At 51.4% G+C, this 19620-nt stretch carries 9 protein-coding genes; 1 reads left to right on the top strand and 8 read right to left on the bottom strand.

Going from position 1 to position 19620, the window contains the following annotated elements:
- Nucleotides 1-2: 2 nt before the first annotated feature.
- From ACFQJB_RS13340 to ACFQJB_RS13355, 4 genes are read right to left on the bottom strand one after another with little or no spacing between them, the layout of a single operon-like run.
- Nucleotides 3-4292 (bottom strand): DUF1998 domain-containing protein, encoded by a 4290-nt coding sequence (locus tag ACFQJB_RS13340; protein WP_379728149.1) that lies wholly within the window; start codon nt 4290-4292, stop codon nt 3-5.
- Entirely contained in the window at nt 4196-5374 is a 1179-nt protein-coding gene (locus tag ACFQJB_RS13345; RefSeq protein WP_379728151.1) for a DEAD/DEAH box helicase, read from the bottom strand. Before ACFQJB_RS13345 ends, ACFQJB_RS13340 begins: the two co-directional genes overlap by 97 nt.
- The gene (locus tag ACFQJB_RS13350; RefSeq protein WP_379728153.1) at nt 5340-7163 is read right to left on the bottom strand and encodes a hypothetical protein; all 1824 of its coding nucleotides are present in this window, start codon (nt 7161-7163) and stop codon (nt 5340-5342) included. The genes ACFQJB_RS13345 and ACFQJB_RS13350 overlap by 35 nt, the downstream gene beginning before the upstream one ends.
- Before the next feature lie 35 nt (nt 7164-7198).
- Entirely contained in the window at nt 7199-8683 is a 1485-nt protein-coding gene (locus ACFQJB_RS13355; RefSeq protein WP_379728155.1) for a hypothetical protein, read from the bottom strand.
- Nucleotides 8684-9093: 410 nt separating this feature from the next.
- On the opposite strand from ACFQJB_RS13355, the gene ACFQJB_RS13360 reads away from it, so the two are divergent.
- Nucleotides 9094-9243 (top strand): hypothetical protein, encoded by a 150-nt coding sequence (locus ACFQJB_RS13360; protein WP_379728157.1) that lies wholly within the window; start codon nt 9094-9096, stop codon nt 9241-9243.
- A 345-nt stretch (nt 9244-9588) separates the two neighbouring features.
- Here the strand turns inward: ACFQJB_RS13360 and ACFQJB_RS13365 are convergent, their stop codons facing one another.
- The 4 genes from ACFQJB_RS13365 to ACFQJB_RS13380 all read right to left on the bottom strand — a co-directional run bounded on the left by ACFQJB_RS13365 (nt 9589) and on the right by ACFQJB_RS13380 (nt 19445).
- Entirely contained in the window at nt 9589-13419 is a 3831-nt protein-coding gene (locus tag ACFQJB_RS13365) for a DNA translocase FtsK (protein ID WP_379728159.1), read from the bottom strand.
- An 875-nt stretch (nt 13420-14294) separates the two neighbouring features.
- Entirely contained in the window at nt 14295-15680 is a 1386-nt protein-coding gene (locus tag ACFQJB_RS13370) for a hypothetical protein (RefSeq protein ID WP_379728161.1), read from the bottom strand.
- A gap of 553 nt (nt 15681-16233) precedes the next feature.
- Nucleotides 16234-17319 (bottom strand): hypothetical protein, encoded by a 1086-nt coding sequence (locus tag ACFQJB_RS13375; RefSeq protein WP_379728163.1) that lies wholly within the window; start codon nt 17317-17319, stop codon nt 16234-16236.
- Between the two features lie 71 nt (nt 17320-17390).
- Nucleotides 17391-19445: a Druantia anti-phage system protein DruA gene (locus tag ACFQJB_RS13380; RefSeq protein WP_379728165.1), complete on the bottom strand. Its 2055-nt coding sequence runs from the start codon at nt 19443-19445 to the stop codon at nt 17391-17393.
- Nucleotides 19446-19620 lie beyond the last annotated feature (175 nt).

The raw sequence follows: 19620 nt of genomic DNA on the forward strand, positions 1-19620 counted from the left end.
GATTAACTGAGTTCTTCAGAGATTCGTGTTGCAATCTCAGGTAACTCGTTGGCCAACTCGTAATCCGAGACATCAAAGGCCATATCGGGATCTGATTGCGATACACGGAGACAACTACGGGCTCCGAAGGTCAATGACTCGTTTCCGTTGGACACCGTCCACCGGTTGTGCTGTCCAGATACCGAAGTGAGCTCAATGTCCGGATTCTGAAGCCGGAGTGACTGCCGAAGGCGGTCAATCAAAGAGTCCGTACGGTCAGGTTCAAGTGTTGGAATGGCTCCGTCTTTGGCGTACTCTAACAGCGTGCCACCGAGATACCGATTCAACAGCCCATGGAGGTGTCGATTATCATATCGGCGGAGACACTCATGGCAGGCCGATTCACACCCACACTCAGTAAGAATTTGACTTGCAGTGTCGATGACGGTATCAAACTCATCGTAGACCTTTGCCGAGAAGCCAGCCCCACCCGGCGTGGTATCGAAGAGGAACACTTCAACTAATCCATTGGCCCTGTCATCATCAATCAAATCAGCTGATCGGGTTCGGAATCCGCCTTCAAGTTCATCATCTTCGATGCCTAAGGCGTCTGAGGCACCCATCACGAGGGCTTCAGCTAATGATTGGGCGGCCGACTCGAACCAATTGGCATCTGGCACAAAGTGTAGTGGATCCGTTAGGGGAATCCGGAGAACAGTGAGGTCACTCGGGAATGAGTGGCTGAAACTTGTCGTCACCGTATCCCCGCTACATTGGTCATCGTATTCAGAGAGATCCATCCGTCTAATATCCTTAGGATATGGTCGATTGTGCGGATTACTCAGTCCGTCTGTCCCAACAGCCCCACACTCTGTACAAACATCGAAGCCCTCATCATCTGGTCCGAAGTTTGCGACAATCAACTGTTCGTCACTCATCTTCCCGATTGTAGAGGGCCCGACAGATTTCTTCGCTTCCAAGGCGTCGTCTTGCTGTGAGTCATCAGACGTTGGTGTCAGTGGGTACTTTGGTGGCGTTGCATAGACCCGATCGTCAGAATTCCGGCCACTCTGTTCTGGTTGATTTTGCTGATTAACCTCAGGTGCAAATGCTGGTGGCGTGAACTTTTGAACCGTCACAATGTCCGTCTCACCACAGACAGCACAGGGATCACCCTCGCCCGCCATATCTGTCTCCTCGTTATCAAAGACAGTCTCACAGACAGGACAGAAGTTGAGATATCGCAACTCATCCCACTCGACGTGACTGGCACGATTGATTTGATCGTCTGCGAATTTGAAGAATACACCGTATGAGTCGAACGTCTTCTTGTCGACGACGATCTCTCGACCCGGGACATATGTCGAGAGAGCTTGCTTCATATCCCGAGACATTTCATAGCGGGTTTTCGGCTGACCGGTATGCTTGTCTTCGCCCTTCACGACGAAATCGCAGACATCAATCGGGAACGAAAAGGTCGGGAGTAACGCACTGTCCAACAGCACTGACAGTAGATCCTCACCGCCGTCAGCATCTGGATCCCATCCGCCGTGCTGTTGTAACTGTGTGAGATCATCAAGGAAGTCTTCGGCTGCGTCTTGGACGAAGTCCGTCCGCCAATCGTCGGATCGTGTCTCACCGAGTTCCTCCGGTAACAATGCGCCGACTTTGGCGGCGACTGGTGAATCGGGTGTCAAGACATCCTCCCGAACCCAGGTATCGAAGGCGGAGTGTGTGTATTCCCCACTCCCGGCGAAGAATTCTGCTCCCGTGCCAAGTGATTCGAAGACGCTCGCCCCGGATTCGATATCTGAGGCATCGAAAAAGCGAGCCAAGAGTGAGGCATTCACATGCCGTTGGGCGATCTTCGTGTTCCCGGCGTAGATGATCGGTTCCGTGCCCGGATCGCTGATCATATCGCCTGGCTCTTCGAAATACCGTGTCTCATGTGGGGAGTTATCGGCGAATGTGAAGATGGTCGACAGCCCGGTTCCGCGCCTTCCGGCTCGCCCAGCTCGTTGTTCGTAATTTTCCGGAGCGGGAGGCACCGTCCGCATCGCAACGCCAGTGAGACTGCCAATATCAATCCCGACCTCCATGGTTGTGGTACAACTGAGAACATCGATCGGTTGCTCAGTCTCCCCACCGACGAGGATATCCTGGAAGAGTAACTCATACTCCTCAGATCGGGACATCGCCTCAGAGTTGTCCTTGGCGGTCAACTGAGCTGAGTGTTCCTCAGACCGGAGGGTGAACGGATCTTTGCCATCTTGGACGACCCGGCGAGGGGGTTCACGTAAGAAGCTTTTCCTAGCATTGAGATGTGGATCGTCATTACCGACGGTTTCAACAGCGCCCCCACAATCTGGGCGTGGACAATGGCCATCAAATGAGACGGCCGTAAACTGATGGCAACCTTGACAGCGGTACCAATCGTCGTCTAACTGTAGTTCTAAAACTGTTTTTGATGGGTGCACCATATACTGCATGTCACCCGCTGAGACGAATGGCCCATCATCACTGAGCAACGCTGTCCGCAGTTGTTGTAACTCCGACTCAGAGAGCGACTCACTCAGGATTTCGAGGACGTTATCAGGCAATAGTTCATCCCACTCAAGACCCTGATTGGCCTCTGAGAAGTATTCATAGGTTGTTGACTGGCTTCGTTGGAACGGTTTGATTTCTGGGTCGTAGGCCCGCTCCTGACACGCTTGCCACAGTGTTTCGATGACAGCCGCTTCGAGGAGATCTGGATCGATATCACTCAACTCGGCTTTGATCGCCTCCATACTCTCGTCGATTGGGCGGAGATAGCCGATGAGCGCGGCTGGGATAGAGAAATATTCGTCACCCAGGGATTTGAGGAGCACAGAATCAAACTGTCGCGGCCGTTTTGACAGTTCCGTCTTGGCAGCCGGATGATCCGGGATTTCGGTGATATCATCTAACCCGTATCGGTCTCTGATCGTTGCTAAATTATTGATCGTATTCTGTAAAACGGTTCGAGAGCCCTCGTATTCGACGCCCTCGCTCGAATAGTATTCGTCACTGTCGTCGAAGTACACGATATTGTTCTCATGACAATAGATGACGAACTCGCGATAAAGTCGATCCATCGTCATCGTGCCCTCGTGACTACTGACAATATCCGCAACGACCTCCCTGAATGAGTCGGTCTCCACGTTGGCTTGGACGTCTCTCGCCAAGCGGGCTGCCTTTTGCCGGCCATCTGAAAAACAGAGCACTTTTTTCCCCTTGTTTGGGAGATCCTCTTTCTCGGTGTTCGCGGGTTGGATCCCGAACATCGACCGCACGATGTTGGCAAAGGGCTCTTCTCCCTTCGTCTCGAGATCCATTATCTTGGTTCGCTCATTGTACCATTGTTCTTCGATCCCACAGACGGGACATTGAGTCCAACTGTACGGGAGGCCATCCGAGGGTGGCTCCTCTGGCGGAATCCGAACGTCAATATACCGCTCAGGAGCGTCATGGTCAACGAATCGATCTTCTAGAAGGTGGCCGGTCGAAATATCGAGTTTCCGTTGTGGCGCAACATCTTGTTGTTCTTGCCGGGGCTCCTCGACACACAGATGGACTTCTTCCAACGTATCTGACTGGCCTTCTTCTGACCACAGGAACGTGGGGCCAGTGGTAGCATTCTCTCGTCGGAACGCACGCAAATAAGCTGCCCCACATGTCCGGTGACTGAGCAATTCGAACACGCGACCACCACAATCACATTCCTCCTGCGGACTTGTATAGAACCGGCCTAGTAGGTTCTCACCCTCTGTGGCACGCCGTTCAGTACACTCAGGGTTGACACAGGCGAATTGCCGCGGCAGCCCCTTGAGGAACATGTGCAGTCGCGCTGGGAGGAGCGATTGGTCGTCGCTCGTTTGTGCCTCTGTGCACAAATAGAGGAAATTGCCGGTCGCTTCAGCGGCCACCTCGGAATCAACGTCTTCGAACAGCTGGTCTGCCAATTCGGATAACTTGAGTGGGGCCTCCTGCAGGTACTCATGCGCTTGCGCAAACAACTCGTCTGAAGGGAGCTGTTGTCCGAGGTATTTTCGAAGCTCTGCAGGTGAATCTCCCTCATAGGGATCCCAGTCTCGTTCGGCTGCGAGATTGCGGATTTTGGCTGGATCCAAGGTATATTCGATCGTCTCCAACAATTGGGCCGTCCGTTCAGCAGCTTGTGAGCCACCGGGATACGTCACTTCACTACCTTCGATAACAGCGAAGTCGTCTTCCTCGCCTGCAGTGAGTTGGGCAGCAAACTCCGGTGCTGCATCCTCAATATTATCGCCCATCGTTGCACTCGTGAGGATATACCGGACGCGATCCCGGGAGACCCTAGTTTTTGCAACAACCGACTCAGCAGCAGTCCTACTTCGGCTCCTTGGGCACCGCGGTAGAGATGCGCCTCGTCTAAGACGATATTCAATTCGTTTGCATCATCAGCGTCGAGCCACGATTTTGTCTCCTCAAAGAAGGGTTGCTCAATCGGCCGCAAGAGCATGTACTCAAGCATCGAGTAGTTCGTAATGAGGACATCTGGGATCCCACCGTGTGGGTTCTCCTCGCCGTGCATTTCCTGCCGCGTGTATAGTTCTGCATCCCCAGGTTGGGTTCGGAATTGGGTTTCACGGAGTTGTCCTTTGCTCCTGAATCCTTCGAGATCCTTCGCGGGAATCCGGCCCATATCGTCGAGTTCATCGTACAAATCCCTACGGTCTTCTTTCAAATTGAGATAGCGATCGATAACGGGTGTGAGTCGATTCGTATTCTTGTCGACATCAAATTCGCCGTGGTAGGGTGTGCGCCCAGTATACATGCCGAACTGTACCGTTCGTCCCATCCGGTCGGCGAGCGTTTCCCGTCCGTTTTCATCACCGAACAACTGTCGCATCCGAGCCAGTTGGTCGGCAACCAACGCGTTCATCGGATAGAGAACCAGGGTTCGAACTCCTCGCTGGTCAGTCGTATTATGTCGCTGTGCTTCTCGTGCTAATTGCCCCAAGATAGAATAAAGGAATATCTCCGTCTTTCCAGAACCGGTTCCCGTCGAAACGATGAGATCCTTTTCGTCGTTGAAGAATGATTGCAACCCATCTGCTTGATGTTTGTACGGCGGGTCATAGATATCCAGCCCATCGTCCTCAAGATCTTTGAGGAGGTCGACGATCTCCTGTGGGAGCCCTAAGTCGCTAAATTGCTCGCCGGTTTCATAGGTTGGCGTCGCCTCGACCCATGGCTCAGTCGATGTTTCACCACTGTTCATTAATTGCTCCCGTTCGTTGAGTAGTCGAGGATGGTGGAGGTGGTAGTTGGATTCGATATAGCGTTGGAGATCTTGTTCAACTTGTTCGGATACTTCTTTGATTGATTTCATGGATTTGTGGTAAGTGTGCGTTCGTCGCGAATTTCGACCGGCAGCCGCTCAAAGACGGTTTTGACGGAGTCAACGGTTGTTGGGGGATGATCCAGTGGATGCGATTGTTTTCGAACCCACGGAAGTCCGCTCCAATCGCTGCCAACCACCGGTATTGCGCTCGTGGTGGCGAGAAACTGCTCGCTAACTGGACGGCGTCCTTATCAGGCGTTTCCAGAATTTCTACGGTTCGTGGGATCTCACCAACGGCTTCGATCACCAAACTAAATGCTTTGAATTGTCCACGGGGAACCCTGAGGCCTGCAACCTCGGAGTCTTCTATTACTCGCAAGTGGTATTCATCCATACCATACTCTATTGGTTCACGCCAAAGGCTTACTCTCAAGTCGTTACCGATTGTAATTTCCAGTGGATCCTCACCCCACGCCATTCCGAATCCTCGGCTACCGACAAAGGCCTCCCAATCATCGCCTGCCTGCCACTCACTCAGTTCACTACCCTTGATGAAATCAAGGAGGTAGGCTCGATTGTATTCACTGACCGATTGTCCGACATATGCTTCTTGGGACTGGATTCGAATGTCATGCGCTTGGAGATCCGCCTTTGTCGCGTCGACGATCGCCCTCGAAAGCCCTCGAAGTTCCACGTCCAGGCCTTTTTTCACAAAGTATTCGCTGGGCAGCCCTGAAACGAGAATATTAGTTCCCTCAGAAACCGGGATTACTCGAGTGGGGCCGCTCGCATAGTACCCTTGGGAGAGTTTGATTATGTCCCCTTGGAATGTAAGTGTCGGCCCATCTCCTTCATCAAGCACTTCGCGGAACCAGTCGTCATCTTCGTCATCACTATCGCCGACAATGGCCGCTAATTTGTGGGTGATCCAATGGTGAATTCCAGTGACGTGGGCCCGGGGATACGTCTCTGTGCTATCTTCAGCCTTATCAGCCAAACATAATCGGATCGCTTCACCAATCAAAGCGGTCTGTAACCGTTCAGTGTCAGAGGGAAGGTACTCCTCGGGAAGCCCGATGAAGTCGGCGGCGACTGTTCGGAGCGGTGGATCATCGAAGCCGGCATCTCGGAGCCATTGCATCCGCGCCCAATGGCCTGGATTGTTAGTCCTCACGACCTCATCATAGACCTCGATAACCTCGCCAATTGCTGCACCAGCTTCGAACCCTGTTATCTCAACGTCCAGTTTTTGTCCAAGTTTGGCGTCACATTCCGCGACTCTGATAGGGATATTCTTTACGTAACAGATTCGAGTCTCGTCGTCAAATTCGGCTACCGCTGTGGTATATTCTTCTTCGACCGCAATTGGGAGTTTATCGATTTGGCCAGAGAGAATCCAGAAGCGGGTCTCATACTCATCACCCCAGAGTCCCTTATCTAATATTTTCGCGTGAGTATCGGTTATGACCTCGACTTGAACGAAATCATCGATATCGGCTGTCGTTGGGCCGACAATCAATTCTGACTCCCCGGCTGTTGCATGGCCAACACCATCGGAGTCAATGTCGGTGAGTCTGACATAGGTGATAGAGCCAACGTGAGGTGTTCCATCAGGCGTGAGAATATCGATGATTTGGTCAAGATACTCACTGTATTCTTTCGTGTCGATTGCATCTTGAGAGAGACAGATAGCATAACTCACATCCATATTCTCCAAGTCCCGCTCTCCAAGATACTTGAGTTCTACTTCTGTACCTTCTTCACACGTAACGGGGCCGACTGAAATCGTTTCATTGCCGACTCTTACACTCCCAGTTCCATTTCGCGTGATCTTCAACTCGCCTGAAAACCGATCCCCAGATGAAAGCGTCATCACTGATCACCGCCTCCTGTCGCTGACTCCATGTTTTGTGTGAACTGGAGGGCCACCGACCCGAGTCCATCAAAGGTGAATTCAGCCTCTTTGCAGCCTTGGGTCACCCAATGACCGACGTTCGGAAGGACGCTCTCAAGGGATCCTGGTGAGCGCCTAATGAACGGTGCCTCGGAGTGAGAATCTGGGAAATAAGCCGTTACTTCAACCTCCAAACCCGCAGGGCCATGGTATTCGATGGCCGATGGGAGCGACACCGGTGAAACCTCCGACTCAATCTTTAAGCAGTTTTGATCACCGATCGGTGAGACAATTGTCTCAGTCTCACCATCGGAATATAACAACCCAATTTCAGCATCTACTAATTGATCAGGGATCGACTCCGTGTCCTGGTCATCTGCATGCAGGTGGATAAGTCGGTGCCTACTCGAGTTGCGCTGGTGGACACTGATCCGTTTCGAACCCTGCTGTGGGACGGTTGTTTTGTAGAATCGAGTGTTACCTGGACCTGTCTGATCTAACTCTACAGTGTCTCCCTCTCGTTTTGGTATCGAGACGATCTCAAAAACAGGATCCAACTCTTCAGCTGGAGTCACTGCAATCAGAACCGTGGCTCTGGGGCTTGCGATGATTGGTTTATCTGCTGTTGGGTGTGCGTCAGCTGGTAACAACACATCGGCTTCAAACCCGTAATCGTCGGCCCGGAGACCGGTTCCGTAATCTTCCAGTAGGTTTTCAGTCTCCGGTCGCGCTGGGAACGCCAATAGTGTCCATTCTCCGAGAGAGTGCACGGACACCACCTGGTTGTGATCTGGTGGGTTCGAGTCAGTAACAATGTAGACCCACTCCCCATTTTTCACCTGTCGATTCGAGGTAAATCTGCGAGCTCGCGTCTGGTCGCCGACAAATAGATCCCCATCTTGGAGTAGACCGGTCGTCCATTCACCGTCTAAGTTACTCACCAATCCAGGCCCTGAAAAAGAGAGTTGATAGCGATCGGCTTGTGGATCCAATTCAAAGATCACTTCTGGCTCAGAGGGGTGAAAGCTTCTGGGGGTGGGAGGATGTTTGATCCCTACGGTGGATGGGATTTCACATTGGTCAATGAGGTCATCAACATCGGTGCCAGGAGGGAGTTGATCCCGATCAATTGAGGGAATAACGCCAAAGAGTCGATGACTTCCTCCTGGTTGTTCTCCAACGTAGGTGCGTATGAGGTTTTGAGATTCCTCTTGCTCAACGTCAGAGGTTCGTAGCTCGTCAACCATCCGCTCAACATCTTGATCAGATGATAGTTCGCACTCTACCTCCTCTAATTCTCCTTGTTTGTGAGCGAAGTATTGGCGTTTTTCACCTTTTCTAGGGTTAACGATTTTTTCGCACTCAGGACAGGTATAATAATTTGTTTTAAACCGGATTGCCTCTTTAATCGGAACCTCTCTACCATGCGGATCCAGCGCAAATGGGATCGACATTTCACCCATTTACTATCACACCCAGAACCTGTTGTGTGTTCATCAATACCTCACATGGTATCTTAACAACGCCTAATATAAAATTTTGTATTGATCCATTATAAAATATATTTGATAAGTTGTGTGATCATGTACCATACATTGGCAAGGTGACTCTGATAGATAACAATCGGTGTTGAGCCGCCGCTCCTTAGGATATTTATCAGATTTGGCCAATGGTTGAAACCGCAGATCAAATTTAGACTAGATTCAATCAACAGCGAAAATGGATCTAATAGCAATCAAGAGGAACTGAATTGCTTTGGTAATAAAACCGCAGACAAACCATCTATTAAAAAACCAGAGACAGGCACCCTGACGAATCTGATGATCCCGAAGATGGTGATACCCGCGACGGTGGTGATAGCGATGAGCCTGACATGGGAGATGAAGACGACCGACTGGTCGGGATGATCTATGCTCGGGTAAGTAGTGAAGGACAAACTGAAGACGATGACAGCGACAGTGACGATGAGGAAGACGGTGACGAGATCGACTCAGGTAGATTAAGGGCCAAATTGAGCAACTAAGAGAAGTTGTCGAGAAACTTGATATTCGGATTCTTTTTGACCCGTTCATCGATAAGACAAATAATTGGACGTGTTCGTCACCAAGCGTACCCTGGGGATACACTGAAACCGATAATGGATGGTTGACTGTTGATGCAGATGAAAAGCCGGTTGTCAGAGAAATATTCCGCAAATTCACCGAGTGTGAAACCTATGCGCGGAAACCAGACGCCGTATCAAATCAGAATTCGGTTCAGACGCTCTCAATGAACATCGGATTAAAACCGTGCTGCAACAGAAAGCTTACATCGGGAAGCCGCAGATTCCTGAAGTTGTCTAGACGAATCGGTAAATGGTCAGAAATCGTCACGAGATGTCGTCTACCAGATCTCGTAGGTAATCTGGTTCAACAAACGTTCCCTGCAGTCGTGTGACGTTGTCCGTTTCTTTGAACAGCATGTCACCGTCCCCGCCAAGATCCTCTGCTCCGGATTCATCTAGGATGACTTGCGAGTCAGACGCCGACGGGAGTCGGAAGGCCACTCGCATGTCAAGATTCGCCCGCAGATCGGTGTCGATAATCTTCGCACTCGGCCGCTGAGTGGAGATTACGAGATGAATACCGACGCTACGAGCTTTCTGTGCGATGCGGCGGACATTTGTCTCGAACTCGTTGCTCTCGTCGCCGAGGCTGTCGATGAGGTCTGCGTATTCATCGATCAATACAACGAGTGGCCGAAGCGGTTCGTCAGCACGCTCGTTATGATCTTTGATGTCGATGCTACCGCTTTCGCCCAAGAGCTTGGTTCGGCGGGGGATCTCCTCCTCAGTGATCCAACTGAACAACTCAGCGGCGTCTTGACTCTCCGTAATCACCTGATCATGTTCTAGGTTCGGGAGTTGATTGCAGAACATGAAGTTGGTCAGCTTCGGATCGACGATCGCCAGCCGTAACTCATCAGTGTCGAACCGCTGGAGGAAACAGGATAGAATGGAATACAGGAAGACGGTCTTTCCACTTCCAGTTGTCCCGCCGACGAGCATGTGTGGCGCCTCATCGAGGTAGGCGACATGGCTCGTCCCGGCAGGTTCGACGCCGGCGATGAACGGTAGTTCACTCACCGTCAACTCTTCGCGGCCTGGGAGATCGGGCAGATAGCTCTCAATTGGGACAATGGCTGTCTCTTCTCGGGGGACGTCGACGGCGACGTACTGCGTTCCGGGCAGGCGATGAACGTGTGGCTCTCGCTCGAGTGCCATCTCTCGAGCAATGTCTTCAGAACTACTCTCGATTGCCCCTTGCCCCTGACCACTCGCTAACTCGATCTTATACCGGACGAGGTTTGGACCGACCTCCACTTCGTCGGTGTCGATTCCGTCGATGTCGATGCTGAAGTCATGAAGTGCGCGTTTCAGGGACTCGACTTGGTCGGCGTACGCTTCGGGATCGCCAAACTCGACTGTCGATTCATCTGCAGACTGGCCCTCATCTTCAGCGGCATCTTCATTACTTATCGCGGAAGCTGGTTTTTCACCAGTTGCCGTCTCTGGTTCATCGCCTGATTCCTCTTCTGTCTCGTCTTCCGTTGTTTCCCTGACGATACCGTCACCGTCAGCCTCTTCATTGACTTCTTCCTCGAAGTCGTCAGTGCCGTTCATCAGGAGGCGGACGATCGTGTCTTTCGGGAGGCGAGTCACTTTGACCGATTTCATTTCGTCTGTGACACAGTTCTCCGTCGATTCACTCGCGTTCTGATTGTTGATCTCAACGGACGTGATCCGCGACGTTACGGTGAGTTGCTCATCGCCTCGGAAGACGTTGTTAATGCGTTCAACCCACTCGTTTTTGTTTCCAGAAACATCCCGGCCGATTAACTCATAGTAGAGTTGCTCACGGAGTGCTTCTCTACGTGGCGGAGTCGTGATGTTGTCTTCGCCTTCAAACAGACTGCGGATCGTGTTCGTTGTCTTCGTTAATTGCTCAACCGCGTCGCCTGAGACTTCGCCGTCATTGACTTCGAAGGCCTGGTTGGGCTCATCCAACGATTTGACTTCGACGATCTCCATCTCGAGCCCGTTCTCGTCGTCCGGTTGCAGGACGATGAAGTCTGCCCGTCGACTCATATCGCCGAAATTCAGCCATTTGCGTGTCCGTGGGTCGTCGATGGAGAAGATCAGTTTGGGCTCCTCGTACGTTTCCTCCAGCCAGTGGACGGCGATGATTGCCCCGAGGAGTCCCTTCGAGTTCCGTGACTGTTGGCTCCCGATCGTTTCTTCGGTAATCAACCGAAGCAGGCCACTTCGCTCGGTATTCGCGATTCGGGAAGCAACTCGTTCGACATCTGCTTTGTCAGGTGCAATCGGATATTCGTTCAGGATCCGCTGTAGTGTTCGCGTAAATAGGTCGAGATCTTTCGAATAGATGGCGTAGTCTCTGTCACCACGCCGCTCTTTCGATATCAAGTCCTCTTCCCAGAAGGGATCGGAGTTCATTGACGGCGTCGAAAGACAGGTCCAGATTGAGTGATCTTCGATTTGGTGGACGAGATCCTCTTCAATCGTCAGTTCGTGGACACCGGCTTTATGCAGCGTTTGCCGCGTACTGTTCCGCTGGTTAACGAGGTTCTGGTACTCGGAGAACAGTTCCCCCTCTGTGGATGGACTGATGTTGATCTCATCCTCAAACGCGTCGTATTTGTATTCCTTGGGGACGTATAGCGGATTGATCGAGGTATTCATATCTCGCTCGAACTCCTCGATGAAGAACGACGACTGGTCGTTGATAACAGCGATGTGGCGCTGATGATCAGTGAGGTAGTCGACAAAGGCTTCGTAGTGGACGCACTCCTTCGTGAGTATATTGAAGGAGTTTGCGTCTCCTTCCGGCCCGAATAGGTTGATTATCGATTCTTCCTCACTAGCAGTCGTCTCAGAGAGAATGCTCTTCTGTTCCCCGTCAATGTAGACGAACTCGACGGTTGCCCCACTGAGGACCCCACGATCAGTTGCGTCTACAATCGAGGTCAACAACTGATATGGCTTGATCGGGTCGACAACCGTTATTTTCAGATGCCGTTCTGCTGGCGGGTACGCGGCAGTGAACTTCTCAACGAGGTACTCCCAGAGGTACTGGTTGTCACCTGGTTCTGCTCGATCAGCTTCGGTGTATACGGGGAGAGTCCCCTCCTCCGCGGACTGAATGAAGTAGGTTTCCTCTTGAAGGAGCCGACCACCGCCGACGGTGATATTAGAGAGCACATGCGGCTGTTCCTCGACTGTTTCCCGCAGGAACTCTTTGTCCTCATCAGAAAGTTCGGATTCCCGCTCCTGTGCCTCTTTTGCGAGTTCAACATACTTCCAGAGGTGGAGCGGATGCAGCGGCGAGAGAACCAGCTCTCGCCCGCTATCCATATCGAGGACGACAGTATCGAGAAGGAGAAAATCAGCCAGCAAGCGCGGTGCCCCCTGGGCACTTGCTTCCTGCAGCGCGCGATATTTTTTATCGAGTTTATTCTGTGTCGTGCGGTAGTGTTCGAGATATTCGTCAGCTGCCTCAAGGAGGTTCTCATCCCCAAGCAGCTTAAGCAGCGGGCTATGGACGAGGGACGGCAGTGAATCAATCAGTTGCTCCCGTGACTCAATATACTCATCTAGCGAGTCGACGATGGACTGGAAGTCTTCGTTTCGTTCGGCGAATGATCGGAGCTTCTGGAAGCTCCCATCCTCTTCATCCACCTCGAAGTAGTCCACATCGAGTGTCGTGTAGTCGGTAATGACCTGTTCGCGTGATTCACCACCTCGAATAATGCCGCCAAACCGATCCTCAGTGACGAACGTATTCAGGAAGTGGTAGAAGTCAGAATCTGTATCGATCTCTAGTTTGTTGTCGTCGCCGTAATCAAGCTCAACCGTTTTCTCGTTCTTTTCAACAGCATCCTCGATCTCGTCGTCGAGATTACGCGACAGGGAACTCAGTTCCTCTTCACGGTCATTGAATGTCAATTCGACACCGACGCTCGAGTCATCGTTCCGGCGAATATACTTGCTCCGTCCCCGGCTGGAGCCCCCATCGTCGCCGCCGCCGTCGTCGACATCGGTCGATCCATCTTCTTCCCCACCATCGTCGTCTGAACTAGGTGTCGCGGGAATTCGCTTGGAGGTCGTACTGAACGCATCACGGACACGATCAAACTCCAACTCACTAAGTAGATCATCGTTGCTAGTCCGTTGGAACCGCCGAAGACGTTCGATGAATTGAGCTTGCTCTGTCTGGTCATCGTCTTTTGATCTTCGGATGCTGTTTATCAGTCGTTTTCGGTCACGGTTCGTGACGTGAACTGCTCTGTTAAGGAGTTCAGCGTTCTTTCGTAGACGTCCTCCGACCTCGGATGAATCCTCGAGTAACTGGGAATCCGTAAATAGCCCTAATGTATCCAATTCTTCCCCAAGGGCATCAATCGAATCCTGATCGGTTGATTTCAGGCAACTAACTGCGTACCGTGCAATCGCTCGAAGATCAAGATTGGCACCGATATCACTCTCGAGCGCGCTCCAAACCGCTTGTGACGGCTGGTTACCGGCGTATTCATCACGCTTTGCCATGAGCGCACAGATCGTTTTCCGAACTTCGCCCGGCGGCAAACTCGAGAGTCGGTGAAGCGACCCCAGCTTTGGAGGATCACCTCGAACCATTACGACGATTCTATCGGGCGTGATGTTCCCATCCCATTCGAACTCGGTTTGCGTTCCGTTCCGCCACTTAATCGCTGTCGAGAGTTCGTCAGTAGCCCGGATAGATGTCTCCGCACAGGTTGCAGAGAGCGAATCGAAGTCAATCTCTGAAAGGCCGACCATCGCCAACCCGACCGTCAAATTTGATTTCTCATCCAAGGCATCGACCATCGTTTCAGCTTCGAACTCAGGTGGCGACTCCACCATCACTCCAAGTTGTTTGTCTTCGATGGTTGTGGCAACAGTCACCCCATATGCCTCTCCGAGGAGGATTCGGCTCTGTTCTTCACGGCTCGACTCCTGGTCTTCACTCTGCTCCGAAGGAGGTAGGTCTCGTAATCTCATTGTGCTGTGGTAGAGACGATGGTAACGCCATCAGCGTATTCTTGAGCGAACCCAAGATCGATGACTGCTTGCTTGAATCCCTCGTAGTTTCGGTTTGATAGTGGGTCACTTTCAACGGCACTCGTTCCAATCGAAATATCCCACCCTGTCAGATGATCCCGATCCGACTCAGTCCCACCGACGATGATCCCATATCTCAACCGAAGCCGCTGACAGAGCTCCGGTAGTGAGATCTGTTCGCTTGGTTCTAACAACGACAGAATAATCGATTCGAGAACCTCTGGATCCGGCGAGAACCGTCGTTCGTTTGCCCGGTTGCCGCGGGGTTTCAGTAGCCCCGACCGCCATCCGAACGTTTGGATCGTGTCCACTGGGGTGTAGGTCTTAAATCGAGACTGATGGATCGCGTCATCCACCGAGTTCACGAGGCGATCGAAGACATCTTCAGCTGGATCACCGTCGAACAAATAGCGGAACGTCTCGTAATCCTCATCCAGTTTGGCGTCGCTTTTCCGGTTTAATTCAAGCAACTCCCGATTCTCGATTTTCTCGATGATCCTGGACTCATCGTATTCACTTTTGTCACGGTATCCGCGTCTATCCAATTCTGCCTCGATTCCGAGTCGTGAAGCGGACTGAACAGCCGAGTCGACCGCATCGTAGCATTCGAGACTGGCTTCAGCAACTGGACCGTCTTCTTTCCCCGTGTAGTTGAACACGAGTGGGAGTCGGCTATCTCGAGCGTTCTCTTCATCCCGAATCTCGTTGTGCCGGTTCGCCATGTAGAGATACAGGGCGAACCCACCAAATTTCACAACCCGCCGGAGATCGCGTGGATAGTTTGTTGCGCCGCCCTTTGGGGGCTTGAGATGCTCACTCATTGTTCCGAACCCTTCTGCAAGCGCAAATCCGGTTTTTCCTTCATCGAGTGGATCGTCAGCGTCTGGCCCCTCCCACGATTTGACCGTTGCTGAGTCTTTTTCGGCATCTTTGACGAGTGGCCGGAAGAGTACTGAGACGCTGTCGTGGTGGTCAGTCAGTTGATAGTTGAGTTTCTTTTCGATATCGCCCTCTGATTCAGTCGTTAAATGATGGAGGAACCGTCCGACAGAGACGCCAGCAGTAGGATTGATGACGAACCAGTCGCTGGTACATGTCGGCGCTGAGCCGCGCTGTGAGGCATAGAGTGCGTTATCGTTTGCGAGGACTTTACGAAGTGTCTGTCTGAGCTGATCAAGTCGCTCGTCTCGCTTCCGGGGGTCGATCTCGAACTTTTCCTTGATCTCGTCTGGTAGTTCCTCAGACGGTGTCTTCCCCGGCTTTTCGACAAACTTGAATAATTCATCCGGGGTGTGAACGTGGCCGAGTGAGTGACTAAACAAGACCTGGGCAACGTGGACGGGTTTTATCGATCGGCTCGTCGCTTTGAACCCGAATGCCCATTTTGATGCGTCCCCGTTTATTTTATTCAGTTCCATCGCCATTATCTATACACCCCGTCGTTGACGTCAACGTCTTCAACCCTGCCAGTCTCGGTGTCCTTCACTGAGACAAGGCCTGCCTCTTCGCTGTACGTTTCGTGGTATTCGACTTCTTCCATGAATTCCAGGATCTGTTGTTCGACATCCCGACTCCGCAGTGTGTAAGGGATATTTGCATCCAATGCGCCAAGCGATTGGTACAGTGATCGAGTTACTTTTAGCCGAATTGGGATCTCGTTTGCGACGTACTCCAGTGCTGTGTGACTATTCGTATACGAGATTGCGTCGGCAATTTTGGGGTGAAGTTTGGGTTCTTGAATCTCTAAATCAGACTTATCGACATTTGTCCGGGAGACAAGCGCAAGGGAACTCTTCGATCGGTAGTTGTGCGAAAGCCAGAGTTGGAGTTCCGATCGAGTGGAACTGTTGGGCCGGAAGTATCCATTCAACATCTTCACCAACTGTTCCTTAGTCCCCTTCTTCGACATTCCGTTCCGGTGGTGGAGGAAATCATACTCGATGTTCTGGAAGAGTTGCCGGCTCTCGTAATCAATTCCGAGCTGTTCATCCTCAAAGAGGAACTGACGTTTCTTCCGGTTGTATAGTGGTTCAACAACTTCTGCCGCGTCATCTCGATCGGCGAAATCAGCCTCCTGTTCTGATACTGCCCAGAGCCGACTATCAACGAAGGGATGCACCAACTCAGGTGAGTCAAATTTCTGTCGAGCAAGGTCGAAGACTCCCCCGACCCTTCAAACGCCAGGTTATAGTATTTGAGTTCCTCGCCAAATTTGGTCTGACACTCTTTCAGACCTGCAGTCAGGATGTAACAGAGGAAATTTAGCAGATCCCGTACCGTTGTGTGTACTTCGTAATTTCCGAGTTCAGTAAGGAAGTCAATGAGATTCTCCTGAATCCGGTCGTTTTGCATTTTCTCCGCATTATACTGGATGTGACATTGGCCAGAGTGATCGTGCCCTTCAAGTGCGAATTTATTAACAAAATTGCGTACTGCGCGGGTCACAATACCTGGCGACAACACATCCCGATTATTCAGGTCGACGACGACAAGATCAGAGAAATCGATATTGGGCGTATCCGAGTCGCTGTACACAATCTGGTTTTCGAGTTGGCGTTTCACCGTCTGCAGGAAGTCATACTCATCACTGTGTGATGTTGCCATCTCGTACAGTGGGCCATCGTTGATCGCCAGAACCCCCGGTTTATCATCAGTATATGCTTCGCTCCACTCATCGAGTAACTCCGTGTAGTCGGCATACTCGGACGCGTCAAGGAGATAGTAGTAGTCTTCCGGTGGGTACTGATCCTGGCGCATCAGAATATGTTGTGTTTTGCCGTCACCAGGGTTCCCAGTGAGAACTACCTGTTTGCCCTTTTCGAGGGAATTGATGAGGAATTCATCGAGATCAGTCGAAATATGAATCTGCCGCCGCTGATGCGGGGTTAGGCTCTCAGCAAAGCCTCCACGGGCTAACTCCGCAAGGAATTCTTTTCCAGATTGAGTCCGTTCAGTAGCCATATTCTCTGATTGTATATCCTCGACCTTCGCGAGGTAATATTATTAACGGAAACGAAATTGATCTAACAAAATCAAAAATCAAAGAGGGAGTGGTTAGGAAAGTCCACTTCGTGCCCGAGTCGAAGATCCTCATCCTTGTCGAAGGCACGGATGTCGTCAAGTACCCATTCTTTCTGTATCCGCTTACTCACCCACCGGTGTTTCCAGTGATCGTATATCTCCTGTTGTTCAGCTGTAGGATCTTCGAACTCCCACAGGTAATCGGGGTCGTCTGTTAGTCCAAAGAGGAACTCTCTGAAATCGCTGGCCAATGGTATGCTGTAGATGACTCGGGGAGATTCGTGTTTTAACAGTTCCCCGTCGAGATTGAGGTTCTCTAATCCTCGCCGAATCTTCCGCATCTTTGGAGCAATTCCCTCCCCAAATCGGCCTTTGACTGCTTGCCGATTCTCGAGCATCTCGGTTACCGCTGCTAGTCGCTGTCGAGCTTTTGGGCCGAACTGAACAGAACCATATCCACTTGTCTTTCCAATCTCCTTGTACTCGATCTGGCCGTTGGATGCCGGCACCCGAACGCGGTCGTATTGGGCGCTACCCACTTTGAACAGCCCCGTCGTGTCCAAGAACACTAACTCGTTGTTCTTCATCACGGGTTCCCCACTCATCGCGCTAGCGATTTTCGATTTGTAGCCTTCGTACTTCTCTCGATACTCGTTGATCACCTCAGGGCCGGTTAGCGTCATCGCGACTAACTTTCCACCAAGGATATGATTGTAAGGTGGGATCGCCCCGCAGACCTGGATGTTCATCATCCCCGCACCAACCCGCCGCTTCTTCGTTTCCTTAAGTGCTGTTCGAAGCGCACGGTTACCTCTCTTAGACTCGATTGCTGCTTCGATGAACTCTTTGTCGTCCTCAATGTCGTTCTCCAAGAAGTATTCCCGGTCTCGAAGTAGCTTCTGGAGGGTGTGGGCTCGTTTCTTCACGAAGAGCGCCGTTTCACTCTTCTTTTCCCAATCGTCCAATGATTCTGGATCGGTGTCGTTGATATCGATGTCGTCCAGATTCTCCGGCTTCAGATCGAACTCATCGGGATCGAAGAGATTCTCATAGTTATCCGGATTGTCTACCTCAGACACGAGTGGCGGCTTCTTTTTGAAGACGTACGTTCCCAAGCCTTCTAATTGGTTCAGCCGCTTAAACGCAGTATCACTCGCAGTCTGAAAATCTTCTTTTTTGAGATCATCAAATCGTGCGATGAAATCATCGAACCTGACTTGACCGATGCTCTCGTCAATCGCGGTCTCGACAGATGACCGGAGCATCGAACAATACTGCTGAACCCGTTCTTGCCACTCTTCTTCGGTCTCAAGGGTTTCGGTAACTTCCCGGGTCTGGGTTTCTTTTTCGGGCGTTCGCTCCTCTTTTGGGAGTTGTTCCTCGAATTCTAGAGTGCGACTTTTTTGCTCGAGTTCTTCTTCAACAGCATCAATCCGCCATCCGATAAACTTGTCACGTTCCCTGAGATTCATCATCGAACTCGCCAGTGAGGCAATGCCAATGACTGGATGATGTTCTCGAGCCGCGTCGCGGACAAGGAAATTGATGTTACGTCCCGGAACCTGATTATATGGAGTCAACCATGTATAGCGGAAATATCGCCAGATATCATGTAGATCCAGTCCGGTATGTTTGTCTTCGATCCCACGTTCTGCGTGTTGGACATACGGTTGAATCTCGGAATCAAGTTCGTTGACGATTTTCTCTCGGTCGAGATCTTGCAGTCGCTGTAGATCTTCATATAGCTCTTCCCCGTCGGCTATCAGATCAGTTATGTCAACACGCTTTCCGTTTTTCCGATCCGGAGTCTCCATTTCCCGGATGAACTTCCGGACAGACTCGTCCTCAAACTGGGTTCGACGTTCTTTCTGGAGGATATCCCTTTCGTGTTCTTTGTAGGCTTGCGGATCATCAGAATACCGCTCTGAGTCCGGGGGATATAGCCGAACCGAGGGGAAGCCTTCGATTTTATCTGGGTTCTTCTCAACGTGATACCCGATTTCTACCAAGTCATGGAGTGCCTCAAGGACGGCGAGATATTTGACCCGTTCTTGATATTCACTCATCAGACTTTGGTCGTGTTTGGGAGGTTCGGATGAAAGATCTGACTCGATATCACTAATCTTTGCCTCAATGACTGTTTCTCGGTCATTAGGGGCCTTGCAGATCCGGTCACAAAGGCGATCAAGATCCTTCAGGTACCCCCTTGGAGATCTGGTTGGAGGAGATATGTATTAGAGT

It is taken from the genome of Halonotius sp. GCM10025705 (assembly GCF_042662885.1).
Taxonomy (GTDB): domain Archaea; phylum Halobacteriota; class Halobacteria; order Halobacteriales; family Haloferacaceae; genus Halonotius; species Halonotius aquaticus.